Genomic DNA, 12,067 nt, shown 5'->3' with positions numbered 1-12,067 from the left:
AAAGAAGCTGCCCTTTTGGGACAGCCTCTTTATTTAAAGCACTATTTTAACTGATTAAAGATATTCTGTTAAATTTGTAATACTTTTTTAGGTTAGTTTTTTTATCACAAACTTAAAAGTGCTTATCTTCAAAAAAAGCAGCTACATGTTATTATTGAAAAAAATATTTGATTTTTACTTAAATGCAAGCATCCACGTTGCGGTTGCAACAGCAGCATTAGTACAGATGACCTTTTATTTTTGCAGGCTTCCGTTTGATGCAACAGTAACAGCATTTGTTTTTTTTGGCACTGTTTTTAGTTATAATTTTATAAAATATGCTTCGTTTGTCGCAAAGCAAAAAACATTCAGTCCCTCATTAAAAAGCATCATTGTTTTAAGCATTTTAAGTTTAATAATAACCGTTTATTGCTTTTTTTGTTTAGAGTTAAAAACGCAGCTGGTTAGTATTTTATTTGGTATTTTATGTGTTTTATACGTAATTCCCGTAACAAAATCAAAAACCAATTTGCGCAATTTCGCCGGAATCAAAATTTATATTGTATCTCTTTGCTGGGCTGGTGTTACCACGTTAATTCCAATTATAAATGCCAACTTGCCCATAGAAATAGATGTCATTTATAAATTTCTACAACGATTTCTACTAACATTGATTCTTATTCTTATTTTTGAAATTAACGATTTAAAGTATGATGATGCCCGTTTAAGAACCGTTCCGCAAACCATTGGGGTAACAAAAACCAAGCTCTTTATTTACTGCCTGCTTATTCCGTTCTTTTTTCTTGAATTTTTAAAAGTGAATTATTACCCCAATCAATGGATTATCAATTTAATATTGGTTATAACAATTACTTTCTTTACTTATTTTGCTTCTTCAAAACGATCAAAATATTACACATTGTTCTGGGTTGAAAGTGTACCCATTTTTTGGTTGTTGCTTATAATGTCTTTTAGATTTTAAAAAAAGCGGAGAACTTATTGTTTTTCTTTGTGCAGATAGAAATACCTATATTTGTGAAATAAGACTGTACTATGGATTTATTCTCATGCCCGCAATCAGACCAAAATCTTTTACCTTTTGACGGCGAAGTGATCTATCATGGAATTTTGTTAGATGCCAATGAATCTGAACGTTTCTTTAATGTTTTAATGGAAAAGATTGATTGGTATAATGACAGATCGGTTATTTACGGAAAAGAAATCATTACCAAACGCAAAGTTGCATGGTACGGATCTAAAGATTTTTCGTACACTTATTCCGGATTTACCCGCGTTGCAACTCCGTGGATTGAAGAATTGCTGGCATTAAAACAATTGGTAGAATTGTACACTGACAGTATGTATAATTCATGTCTATTAAACCTATATCATAGTGGAGAAGAAGGTATGGCGTGGCACAGTGATGGCGAAAAAGATTTGGTTGATAACGGATCCATAGCTTGTTTAAGTTTGGGAGCTCAACGCAGATTCGACTTTAAACACAAACAATCGGGCGATAAAAAAGGTTTTGAACTAGCAAATGGCTCGTTAATAGAAATGAAAGGCGAAACTCAAAAGCATTGGTTGCACAGAATCGCTCCAACCAAAAAAGTAACCGCCCCAAGAATCAGTTTGACTTTCAGACAGATGAAATGATTTATGCTGGGTGAAGGGTGTTTGGTGTTTAAGTGATAGAATTTCAGTTACTTTGAGTAGTGAAACGTATCGAGAAGTTGTTAATTATAAGTTCTCGACAGACTCGAACCGACGAATTACGCTTTCTTAAATAAAATTAAAAAATAAGTCATGTGTTTATTAGATAACTTTAATCTTCTATATCTTCGTCTAAATCTATTGTTTCAATTGTTTTACTTTTTGCTTTTATTGGTCAAACTAAAGATATCAACCATCCAAGTCCCATCCAGCCTGTTAATAAATTGAGAAGAATAATAAGTTTAAACTGAAATTTATCACGTGCTAATATGCTTGGAATAAAATATATAAAAATTAGTACAAAGCCTGCCATGATTTTTTCTTTAGTAATTTCATTGTTTTCAAACGGAAGACTACTATTTAATAAGCTTAAAAAAATGACCATAAATTAAAACTATGTTTCTATGTGGTTTGTAAAAAATTATCTGTGCATCTGTGGCAAATCTATTTTAAGGTAAAAAAACATTCAATCCAAACTGTGTTGCCAGATCAAGAATCATTTGATAGCCAGCTACCGAATTTCCGTGAGTATCTAAAGGTGCACTAAAAACGCCAATGCCCATTTTACCGGGAACACAAACGGCAATTCCGCCGCCAACGCCTGATTTACTTGGTAGCCCAATTCTTCGTGCATATTCGCCGCTGAATTCGTACATACCGGCAATCAGCATTTGCGACTGTATTAATTTTGATAAATCAGTACTTTTGTATGTAGCATCGCCATCAAACCGCACGCATTCGTTTGCGAAAAAGTAGCCTATTTTTGCCAGATCCTCAGCGGTAACTTCTATAGAGCATTGTTTAAAATAGTTGTCTAATTGGTCTTCGGTTCCGTTAATCAATCCGTTGTTTTTCATCAGGTAAAACATTCCACGGTTGCGGTGTCCCGTTTCTTTTTCTGAAAGATAAACCGTTTTGCTGTAATCAATTGTGTTGTTGTTGGTGATGTACCGAATCATTTTAAGGATTTTTTGAAACGGAATTTCCCCATCGCCCTCAATCATTGATGTCGTTAAAATGGCACCTGCATTCATCATGGGGTTCAATGGTTTACCTGTAATTTCCAGATTTCCAAAATGATTAAAAGGTTTGTCAGATCCATAATAGCCCATATTTTCAAAAACAGCTGCTTCGCCTTTTTCCCGAACAGCCACCATTAAAGCCACGATTTTTGAAATACTTTGTATGGTAAATTTTTTAGAAACATCGCCCACATTGATGACCTTTCCGTTTGTATCAACTACCGACAGTGCTACGGCATCCGGTTCCATTTTTCCTAATTCGGGAATGTAATCAGCAACTTTTCCCTGTGAAGCGTATTGCTTGTTTTGCTGTAAAATTTCCTGTAAAACTCTTTCGGTAATTTGGTTTTTGGCTGAAATCGCCGTTTTTTTTTGCTGTGCATACATTGCTATTGAAAAACAACCGATGTTCACGGTAGTAAACAATAGAAGCAGTTTTATAAAGAAAGTCTTTTGCATGATAGAGATTTAGATAAATTCAAAGATAAAAGTTATATTTACTCAAAGAAATAATTTATGAGAAAGTATTTTTTTATTATAATGGCATTGTGTTTCTGTTTTAATTCTTATGCACATAAAGATAAACAAAGGCTTGAAACACACGGAAATATTAAAACGGCTTGTAAAGCTACTTTCCATTATTCAGTATTTGAAAAAGTTATTGCTATTGGTATATTGTCTGAAAAATTAGCCAAAGAATTAAATTTCAAAGACACCTTGCTTATAGAAGTTCGTAAACCTCATTCTGAAAATTTTGAAAATGATAGTTATCAATTTGATGTAAATAATTCTGCTTATCAGTTTATTTTTGAGTCATATTACGAAAGTTTATATAAAGCTGATGGAATGGCAATTAGAATTCAGGCAAAAGATATAAATATAACTGATGTTTTAAAATTAGTAGAATATGCTATCTTAAATAAGAAGAAATTAGATAAAATGCAATTGACTGAAAAAATATATGATTATTTTGATAATACATTTTTAGGAAAATATAAATACATTCCAAAAGAAGAACTTGCTAAGATATGGAATAATCAATCAGATTTGATTACAAAAATCATAAATGAGAAAATTCCTTTATCAGTTGAAGATGAGTCGGGTTTAGGTATTTATTGGCAGAATAATAATTTTATTTTTGGACGTAATTATAGAAAGGGAGAAATAGATAATAAAACATTGCTAATTCCAAATTACTACTATTTCACTTCAAAAGGCTCAAGCGGATTGATTTTTTTAAACAACACGCAATTTTACCATATGGGTTATTATCAAAATTTGTTTATAGAGAATGCTGAACCGATAAATCTACCGGTTTTTATTGATAGTGAATTATTTAATAAGCTGATTTTTTATAATAGCAGACAATTGTTCTTGTTGCTGATAGATAAAAAGAAAGTAATAAGTGATTTTGAAAATTGTCAATAAACATTCCTTTTTCGTACTTTTGAAAATCAAAATAAAAAACAATGTTACAATTAACCAAACAATTTAAAGGAAACGCTTTTGTTTATGTTGTAAACGGGCAAACCCAAATTAATAACGAAGCCCCGGACTACGTTCGCGAGGCTTTTGAAACGTTTAAAACAACCGAAGCAACCGAAGATTTTATAAAAACAGGCAAGCAGTTTTACTTTTTTGTAAAAGAAACTAGCGATTTGGAAAAAATGCGTGTGGCGGGTTTCCACATCCGGCAGAAATTAGATAAAAAAGCAACCGATATTACCATTGTTGGTAACGGTGAAATAACATTGGCATTGGCAGAAGGTTTGGCATTGTCAAACTATCAGTTTTTAAAATATTTTAAAGATGCCGACGATCGCGAATATACGTTAGAAAACATTTTTTTGCTGGGAGATCTTTCTGCAGAAGAAATTCAGCGTATGAATAATGTGATCAAAGCGGTTTTCTGGGCACGCGATATGGTCAACGAACCCAATTCGTTTTTAACAGCTACCCAACTGTCAAAAGAAATTCAGGAAATTGCCGACGAAGCTCAGTTTCATGTAGAAGTATTCCGCAAAGCAGAAATCGAAGCCTTAAAAATGGGCGGCTTGTTAGCTGTAAACAAAGGATCTGTTCAACCGCCAACATTTACCGTAATAGAATATAAACCAACAAATCCTATCAACGAAAAACCAATTGTTTTAGTAGGTAAAGGAGTGGTTTATGATACGGGAGGATTGTCGTTAAAGCCCACACCAAACTCTATGGATTTAATGAAATCGGATATGGGTGGTGCCGCCATGATGGCAGGAACGATTTATGCAGCCGCGTTAAACAAATTAAATCTTCACATTATTGGATTAATTCCGGCAACAGACAACCGTCCGGGGGGCGATGCGTATGCGCCAGGTGATATTGTTACCATGATGGACGGAACTACGGTTGAAGTTTTAAATACCGATGCAGAGGGACGAATGATTTTGGCAGATGCTATTAGTTACGCAACCAAATACAATCCAGAATTAATTATTGATGCAGCTACACTAACTGGTGCAGCTTTAATTGTTGCAGGTTCGCGTGCCGCTTGTATGATGAGTAACGCTTCTGAAGAAGTGAATCAGTCGTTGTTAAACGCAGGAACAAAAGTATATGAGCGCATGGTACATTTGCCTTTGTGGGACGATTATAAAGAACAGTTGAAATCGAGTTGTGCCGATTTAAAAAACATTGGCGGACGCATGGCAGGAACCATCACAGCAGGGAAGTTTTTAGAACATTTTGCGAAAGCTCCGTTTGTACACATTGATATTGCCGGACCGGCATTTACCGAAGCACCTGAAAATTACAAAGGTCATGGTGGAACCGGCACCGGAATTCGTACCTTACATGAATTCTTTGTGAATTATAAAAAGTGATTTTTTTTTTTTGATTATTATTCAAAAATCCGTTATCGTTTGGTAACGGATTTTTTTGTGTTTGGGTGTTGCGCAAGAACCAGTCTTTTCCCTAAATATTTTGTTTGAAAAACAAAAGGATACCGTGGCAATCCCTAATACAAATTGATATTCAGAGAAATAAGGATAATTAAAATTTTGTTAAATATTTTAATTCAAGGTTTTTATGGCACGGGATAGATACCACATAATGTGAGTGCGTTCCACGTATTGCATTTTTGTTTTCTTAAATAAAGGTCCTTTTTTGTTAAAATAACAGGTGGTATAAATATTGACTTTAATTAGATACATAAACTTTTAAATGTTAATTAAAAGTAAAAATAAACCCGATTAATAATATTCAATTATATGTCCACAACCTCAATAACACCTCTGAAAAAAGAAAAATTTTCGGAACAAAAAAACAGCATTCCAACACTCAAAGTAGTTCGGAACGATTTAGAAACGCAAAAAGCAGAGCGATCACTCTACTTAAATGCACTCTCATTAAATTCTTTACAAAAAAAGGATTATTTGGTTATTGCAGCTACTTTTCTGTTAATGTTGTTATCCATTGGGTTTTTTATCAAATTTCAGCCCGAATTAGAAAAATTGCATTTTGAACGAATGAGTACCTGGTGGGGTGCATCAATCAATTATATCGCTGTTGGATTACTGGCAATACAATTGTTTTTTCTAACATATCTTATCGTTTTATATACCAGATATAAAGTAGTGAAATCGGTTTTAGATGATTTTTTACCAACTTGTACCGTTATCGTACCGGCGTATAACGAAGGAAAATTGGTTTACGAAACCCTTTTAAGTTTGTCAGAAAGCGATTATCCTCAAAATAAATTACAGATTTTGTCTATTGACGATGGCAGTAAAGACGACACCTGGCAGTGGATGTTAAAAGCAAAAGATAAATTAGGTGACCGTTTGACCATTTATCAACAACCGAAAAATAGGGGGAAACGCCACGCTTTGTACCGTGGCTTTAAACAAGGAACAGGTGATGTTTTTGTAACCGTTGACAGTGATTCTATTGTAAAAGAAGATACATTGCGCAACCTGGTAAGTCCGTTTGTTGTAAATAAACAATGTGGTGCAGTAGCAGGAAATGTACGTGTTTTAAACAAAGAAAAAGGATTGATTCCTAAAATGCTTAATGTAAGTTTTGTGTTCAGTTTTGAGTTTGTTCGTTCGGCACAAAGTGCCATAGGGTCTGTTTTATGTACACCCGGAGCATTGGCGGCTTACAGAAGAGATGCGGTAATGAATTGTATAGAAGATTGGATTAATCAGACATTTAACGGGCAACCGAGTGATATTGGCGAAGACCGTGCAATGACTAATATGATTTTAAAACAGGGATTGCATGTGCTTTTTCAGAAAAACGCCTATGTATATACCAACATTCCCGAAAAATATAAGAGTTTGTACAAAATGTTTATACGCTGGGAACGAAGTAACGTGCGTGAAAATATTATGATGAGCAAGTTTGCTTTTAAAAAATTCCGTAAAGGATCTACCACAGGACCCCGTATATTGTTAAGTATGCAGTGGCTTAAGGTAATAATGGCTTATCCGTTATTGTTATTGCTGGTATTTGTGGTGGTAACGCATCCTATATTGTTTGTGTGTAGCAGTTTGGCAGGGATCTTTGTTTTTTCGAGTATTCAAATGTTTTTTTACGCAAAAAAATATAATCTGGCAGAAGCCTTTTTAGCTTATACTTACAGTGTATTTTATTTGTTTACTTTATTTTGGATCACGCCGTATGCCATTGCAACAGCAAGCCGCAGAGGGTGGTTAACAAGAGATTTACCGGTAACAACAGTCTAAATTAATTAACCAACTATATATTTGTAAAAGCAGTATGTTTTTTAGCATGCTGCTTTTTTATTGTTTTCTTGTAAAGAAAACTTTACTATTTGAAAAGTTTGTTTATATTTGTCGCAAATAAACTTAACTAAAAATGAAAACAAATTTTTTATTTCCTTCAAAATTTAGAAAACTTGCTTATGCTATCTTAGTACTTATATTTGTTTTTATTATTATAGCAGGGCAACTAAACCTATTAGCTAATGAACCCCAAATAAAACTACTGGTTAAAAGTATTTTAATGTCTTTAATATGTTTGTTTCTGTTCTTTATTCAATTTTCAAAGTATAAAGACGACGATGAAATGATGTTAGAAATTCGTTTAAGATTGGTAATGAATGCATTATTATCTGGAACTTTATATTTAATTATTTCTCCTATTTTGGAATTTTTTGTTTTTGATGGTGAAATTCAGGAAATTAAAGCAGGACAAATAATTATGGTCTTAATGATTTATCAAATATTAATGTTTCAAATGAAAAGATACCAATTGAAAAAAGAATTAAATGAAGAATTACATTAAAATAGAACGTGCACGGCATAATCTTACTCAAGGCGATTTAGCGGAGAAAGTAGGGGTGTCGCGGCAAACAATCAATTCCATAGAAACAAAAAAATACATTCCCTCTACCGTTTTGGCATTGAAAATCGCAAAGGTCTTTAATATGACGTTAGACGCCCTTTTTGAATTGGAAAATGATGATTAATTTTTTCTATATTTGATAAATAAAAGATGTTTAATTATGAAAACAAGACTACTATTATCAATTCTTTTTATGGCAAATATAATGGTTTCATGTGATGGGGAAAAACCTGATGTTTTTTACCATTTTGACGAGCCAACCTTTACCGCACAGCAAAAGCAATGGAACGAACAAAACCTTAAAAGTTATAAATTTGATCAACACTATATGTCTTCAGCAACCGGTCCGGTTGAGGAAACAATTACGGTACAAAATGGGGTCGCTTATTCATCTAATGAAGATCATCAATCTGTATTAATTGGAACAATTTCGGATATTTACACTCGTGTTTTAAACGATTTTAACAGAGAAAAAGATCAACAAGATTATGAAATTTACGGCATAACGGTTGATGTAAAATACAATCAAGAGTACCATTTCCCAGAAGAAATAAACTTTTCTACTTCGTACGTAGAAAGCATAGATGGCGGTATGTGGTATGATTTAAAAATATCTAATTTTGAAATTTTAGAAGAAGAATAGATTAAAAAAAAACAGAAACTAAAAGCAAGGCCACTGAAAAACTATACTCATATCAGAAAAAAGAGCATTTTTACAGTAAAAATGCTCTTTTTTAATTTGTTATAATATTGAAAATCAACAGAATATAATTCTATTTATTTTCATGTATCCTCCTATTTCCTTCATCAAAAGACTTTTTCAGTGCCCTCCTAAAAGCTTCTGGTTTTTTTATTACATTACTTTCTTGTAATTGTAATGTTCTTTTAACGGACCTTCTATTTCATTTCCGCTGGTGTCTAATCCCACCAAACCGTTTTCTACAACTTTAAGTTTAACGTCGGTATCTTTGTCTTTTAAATGCACCACAGAACCGTTGTCATGCCACATGATTTCTCCGGTGCTGTTAATAGTTAAATTTCTTTCCTTATATTCGGCGGTGTACTGATAGGTACCGTCGTTATTTAAAACAATGGTTGTTTTAATTCCGGGACAATCGGCACAAGGCAACACGGCTTCGTATGTTCCTGCCCAATCTAACGAATTTTGAGCATTGTGCTCATCGGTCATTTCATTTAGAGTATCTGTCTCTTCTGTTGAAACGCTTTGTTCAATGGTATCGTTAATAAGGGTATCTGTAGTTGTTTGTGCCTCTTTTTTGCAGGAAATCAGTACCATTCCTAAAACAAAAGATGTAAAAATGATCTTTTTCATATTTTTTAATTTAATATTTTGTTTAATCGTACAATAAAAATGCCAAATTATTCATTTTTAATAAAATAAGTTAATCAATAGAAAGCTGTCTTCTGTGTATGCAACTTATTTTTTTGATAGCTCAATCAGTTTGTAAATGGTATTTAGGTTGCGTCCGGTGGCAGTTACTTTCAATTTGTTTTCAAAGAAATTGTTGTTCATTTTAGATTTTCCCATGCCATCAGGAACATAAAAATAGAGCAGTTTACCGGTTATTTTAAATTGCTCATTGCCAAAAGCTATCAAATTTAATTTCTCGGTTAAATCAGGCTGGGGCGTCTGGTTTAGAAATGTTACAAATACCTTGTTTGGCTCGGAATCAATGGGGAACGGATTGTTTGCTAATGCTTGTTCTATATCTGAAACAGTCAAACAAAAAACGGTAACGCTGCAATTAAAATGTTCTAAAATCAGTTTATGTACCGTTTCTTCGATAGCTGTTTTTTCTAATGCACTTTTTAAAATGATGTTTCCGCTTTGGATATAGGTACTTACATTTGAAAAACCTGCATTTGACAAAGTTTCTTTCAATTCAGACATTTTTATAAGGTTTTTGCCCGAAACGTTCACGCCTCTTAAAAGAACAATATATGTTTTCATTGAATTATATTTTTTTAACCACGTAATCACTTTCATTACCCAAGCGGTCAACAGCTTTTAAGGCAATAGTGTTGCATTTTTTGCCGTTTTGTGTACGATTTAACCGTTTACCGCGTTCGTTTTTAGGTAAAATTTCAATGTGCCATTCATTTTCATATTTTGTATATAAAATCCATTGAAAAACATCTTTTTCAGAACCATTGTTCCATTTTATAGAAAGTTGCGAATGCTCATCTGTAATCTGTAAATCAGGTTTGTTTAGTTTGCTGGCAGTAATCCAGGGACTACGGGGAATTAATGCTTTTTCTTTATACGGGCCGTTTTTTAATGCCTGCACCATTTCGTAATTATTCGTTAAACCTGCTATGCTGTAATGAACGGCACCAATGCTGTTTTTGTCTAAAACTTTCTCGGTAACTTTAATTTGGTTGACGATTTCGGTTGCACGATTGGGAGCTTTTACTTCTACAGTGTTCAATCCCGGCCAAAGATGACGATTCATGGTATTCTCATCTTGCCACCATTCTAACAAATCCTGAAAATTCTGACGCTGCGAATTAATCGGCCAATACAATTGAGGCGAGAAATAATCAACCCAGCCTTTGTTCAGCCATAATTTAGCATCGGCAAACAATTCGTCGTATTGTGAAGAGCCCACAACGCCCGAAGGATAGCCCGATTTCCAGATGCCGAACGGACTGATGCCAAATTTTACATACGGTTTTTCTTGTTTGATTTCTTTGTTGATACGCTCAATGAATTTATTTACCTGCTCTCTGCGCCAATCGGCTTTTGAAAGATTTCCGCCATTGTTTTTATAAGTGTTCCACGAAGCGTTGTCAGGAAAATCGGCTCCTCCGTTATAAGAAGCATACGGATAAAAATAATCGTCGAAATGAACGGCATCAATGTCATAACGCGATACAATGTCTTTCACCACATTTGAAACGTGATCCTGGGTTTTGATACTTGCCGGATCAAACCAATACATACCGTTTTTAAGTTTTACGATATTACTGGGCGATTTCCGGACCATTGATTCACTGCTTACAGATCCCCCACTTAAATGATGTGCCCGATAAGGATTTAACCATACATGTAGCTCCATTCCTCGTTTATGTGCTTCATCAATCCAGAATTCTAACGGATCGTAATAGGGATAAGGTTCTTTACCGGTTTCGCCCGTTAAATAATACGACCAGGGTTCGTAATTGCTTTTATATAAAGCATCGGCAGCCGGACGAACTTGGAAAATGACCGCGTTAAAATGGGCATCTTGTAATAAATCTAACAGTTTAATGGCTTCGTTTTTCTGTTCCTGTGTAGATAAGTTTTTACTGCTTGGCCAGTTAATGTTGGCAACAGTGGCTACCCAGGCAGCACGAAATTCTCGTTTTACTTCAGGTAGATCTACTTTTACACTTTCAGTTACTTTTGGCGTAGTAGGTGCCGGAGTAACCGCTGCAGGAACTGGTTTTGTTCCGATGGCTATCGGGACTGTTTCCGATTTTTTGACTGCAGTAATTTCCGGTTTTTGCTGCTGCTGAACCGCACACGAAATTAGAGACAGGGAAACAATTCCTAAAGTTGTCAGGTATTTATTAATTGATTTTTTCATAATAACGCAATACCTTACAAAAATAGTAAGATATTGCTATATATGAACATTATTTAGGGAAATCGGTATTTGTTTTTATTTCCTCAATCTGCAAGGTGTGCCTTGCTGTATGTGCTGCAAGAAAAAGTAACGATTGGTACGCATCTGTTGCACCCGCCGGTGAATCGTTTACCCGGTTTCGTAAATCGTCTATCGAAGTATTTTTAATAAAAGAATCACTACTAACCGACTAACTTTTCAAAATTAAGGAGCTTCCCATTGTGGTTAGCTCCTTTTTTCATATTTTGGTTTTACGACAAATCAAAAATATGAGCAATAAAGATACAGAAAAGAAATTAGTCGGTCAGCCGATTTTCAAACAAATCATCAATTTTATTCCAAAAGATAAATTTGATATGCTTGTCTACAAGCATA

General features: G+C 34.0%; 13 protein-coding genes. 8 read left to right on the top strand and 5 right to left on the bottom strand.

Annotated elements, in window-relative coordinates; all coding sequences use genetic code 11:
• Window positions 1-145: 145 nt before the first annotated feature.
• Entirely contained in the window at window positions 146-961 is an 816-nt protein-coding gene (locus BLW20_RS13645) for a UbiA prenyltransferase family protein (protein ID WP_091102477.1), read from the top strand.
• Window positions 962-1,032: 71 nt separating this feature from the next.
• Window positions 1,033-1,635 carry an alpha-ketoglutarate-dependent dioxygenase AlkB family protein gene (locus BLW20_RS13640; protein WP_091102475.1) on the top strand — a complete coding sequence of 201 codons (603 nt, stop codon included), beginning with the start codon at window positions 1,033-1,035 and terminating at the stop codon, window positions 1,633-1,635.
• Between the two features lie 232 nt (window positions 1,636-1,867).
• Here the strand turns inward: BLW20_RS13640 and BLW20_RS14990 are convergent, their stop codons facing one another.
• Both BLW20_RS14990 and glsA read right to left on the bottom strand, forming a co-directional pair.
• The gene (locus BLW20_RS14990) at window positions 1,868-2,005 is read right to left on the bottom strand and encodes a superinfection immunity protein (RefSeq protein WP_397334345.1); all 138 of its coding nucleotides are present in this window, start codon (window positions 2,003-2,005) and stop codon (window positions 1,868-1,870) included.
• A gap of 136 nt (window positions 2,006-2,141) precedes the next feature.
• Window positions 2,142-3,173 (bottom strand): glutaminase A, encoded by a 1,032-nt coding sequence (gene glsA / locus BLW20_RS13630; RefSeq protein ID WP_091102469.1) that lies wholly within the window; start codon window positions 3,171-3,173, stop codon window positions 2,142-2,144.
• Window positions 3,174-3,230: 57 nt separating this feature from the next.
• Between glsA and BLW20_RS13625 the strand changes: the two genes are divergently transcribed.
• The 6 genes from BLW20_RS13625 to BLW20_RS13600 all read left to right on the top strand — a co-directional run bounded on the left by BLW20_RS13625 (window position 3,231) and on the right by BLW20_RS13600 (window position 8,706).
• Entirely contained in the window at window positions 3,231-4,142 is a 912-nt protein-coding gene (locus BLW20_RS13625; RefSeq protein WP_143037816.1) for a hypothetical protein, read from the top strand.
• 41 nt (window positions 4,143-4,183) lie between these two features.
• The gene (locus BLW20_RS13620) at window positions 4,184-5,575 is read left to right on the top strand and encodes a leucyl aminopeptidase family protein (RefSeq protein ID WP_091102460.1); all 1,392 of its coding nucleotides are present in this window, start codon (window positions 4,184-4,186) and stop codon (window positions 5,573-5,575) included.
• Between the two features lie 387 nt (window positions 5,576-5,962).
• The gene (locus tag BLW20_RS13615) at window positions 5,963-7,441 is read left to right on the top strand and encodes a glycosyltransferase family 2 protein (RefSeq protein ID WP_091102458.1); all 1,479 of its coding nucleotides are present in this window, start codon (window positions 5,963-5,965) and stop codon (window positions 7,439-7,441) included.
• Window positions 7,442-7,574: 133 nt separating this feature from the next.
• Window positions 7,575-8,003, top strand: coding sequence for a hypothetical protein (locus BLW20_RS13610; RefSeq protein WP_091102454.1), 429 nt, complete (start codon window positions 7,575-7,577; stop codon window positions 8,001-8,003).
• Window positions 7,987-8,187 (top strand): helix-turn-helix transcriptional regulator, encoded by a 201-nt coding sequence (locus tag BLW20_RS13605; RefSeq protein WP_091102451.1) that lies wholly within the window; start codon window positions 7,987-7,989, stop codon window positions 8,185-8,187. The genes BLW20_RS13610 and BLW20_RS13605 overlap by 17 nt, the downstream gene beginning before the upstream one ends.
• A 36-nt stretch (window positions 8,188-8,223) precedes the next feature.
• The gene (locus BLW20_RS13600) at window positions 8,224-8,706 is read left to right on the top strand and encodes a DUF6174 domain-containing protein (protein WP_143037815.1); all 483 of its coding nucleotides are present in this window, start codon (window positions 8,224-8,226) and stop codon (window positions 8,704-8,706) included.
• 210 nt (window positions 8,707-8,916) lie between these two features.
• Here the strand turns inward: BLW20_RS13600 and BLW20_RS13595 are convergent, their stop codons facing one another.
• The 3 genes from BLW20_RS13595 to BLW20_RS13585 form a co-directional block, all read right to left on the bottom strand.
• Window positions 8,917-9,396 (bottom strand): copper resistance protein NlpE, encoded by a 480-nt coding sequence (locus BLW20_RS13595; protein WP_091102443.1) that lies wholly within the window; start codon window positions 9,394-9,396, stop codon window positions 8,917-8,919.
• 105 nt (window positions 9,397-9,501) lie between these two features.
• Window positions 9,502-10,035 (bottom strand): DUF1697 domain-containing protein, encoded by a 534-nt coding sequence (locus tag BLW20_RS13590; protein ID WP_177165102.1) that lies wholly within the window; start codon window positions 10,033-10,035, stop codon window positions 9,502-9,504.
• A 4-nt stretch (window positions 10,036-10,039) separates the two neighbouring features.
• The gene (locus tag BLW20_RS13585; RefSeq protein ID WP_091102435.1) at window positions 10,040-11,653 is read right to left on the bottom strand and encodes a glycoside hydrolase family 10-like protein; all 1,614 of its coding nucleotides are present in this window, start codon (window positions 11,651-11,653) and stop codon (window positions 10,040-10,042) included.
• Window positions 11,654-12,067: the final 414 nt, after the last annotated feature.

This window comes from Paenimyroides marinum (genome assembly GCF_900108395.1).
GTDB classification, from domain to species: domain Bacteria; phylum Bacteroidota; class Bacteroidia; order Flavobacteriales; family Flavobacteriaceae; genus Flavobacterium; species Flavobacterium marinum.
The sequence above is the reverse complement of the archived record's forward strand: the minus strand, read 5'-3'. Positions and strand labels throughout refer to the sequence as shown.

What these genes read in the sequence shown, in the direction of transcription:
- BLW20_RS13585 (WP_091102435.1), bottom strand. Translation starts at nt 11,653, where the DNA reads ATGAAAAAATCAATTAATAAATACCTGACAACTTTAGGAATTGTTTCC.
- BLW20_RS13590 (WP_177165102.1), bottom strand. Translation starts at nt 10,035, where the DNA reads ATGAAAACATATATTGTTCTTTTAAGAGGCGTGAACGTTTCGGGCAAA.
- BLW20_RS14990 (WP_397334345.1), bottom strand. Translation starts at nt 2,005, where the DNA reads ATGGCAGGCTTTGTACTAATTTTTATATATTTTATTCCAAGCATATTA.
- BLW20_RS13615 (WP_091102458.1), top strand. Translation starts at nt 5,963, where the DNA reads ATGTCCACAACCTCAATAACACCTCTGAAAAAAGAAAAATTTTCGGAA.
- BLW20_RS13595 (WP_091102443.1), bottom strand. Translation starts at nt 9,396, where the DNA reads ATGAAAAAGATCATTTTTACATCTTTTGTTTTAGGAATGGTACTGATT.
- BLW20_RS13640 (WP_091102475.1), top strand. Translation starts at nt 1,033, where the DNA reads ATGGATTTATTCTCATGCCCGCAATCAGACCAAAATCTTTTACCTTTT.
- glsA (WP_091102469.1), bottom strand. Translation starts at nt 3,173, where the DNA reads ATGCAAAAGACTTTCTTTATAAAACTGCTTCTATTGTTTACTACCGTG.
- BLW20_RS13605 (WP_091102451.1), top strand. Translation starts at nt 7,987, where the DNA reads ATGAAGAATTACATTAAAATAGAACGTGCACGGCATAATCTTACTCAA.
- BLW20_RS13600 (WP_143037815.1), top strand. Translation starts at nt 8,224, where the DNA reads ATGAAAACAAGACTACTATTATCAATTCTTTTTATGGCAAATATAATG.
- BLW20_RS13610 (WP_091102454.1), top strand. Translation starts at nt 7,575, where the DNA reads ATGAAAACAAATTTTTTATTTCCTTCAAAATTTAGAAAACTTGCTTAT.
- BLW20_RS13645 (WP_091102477.1), top strand. Translation starts at nt 146, where the DNA reads ATGTTATTATTGAAAAAAATATTTGATTTTTACTTAAATGCAAGCATC.
- BLW20_RS13620 (WP_091102460.1), top strand. Translation starts at nt 4,184, where the DNA reads ATGTTACAATTAACCAAACAATTTAAAGGAAACGCTTTTGTTTATGTT.
- BLW20_RS13625 (WP_143037816.1), top strand. Translation starts at nt 3,231, where the DNA reads ATGAGAAAGTATTTTTTTATTATAATGGCATTGTGTTTCTGTTTTAAT.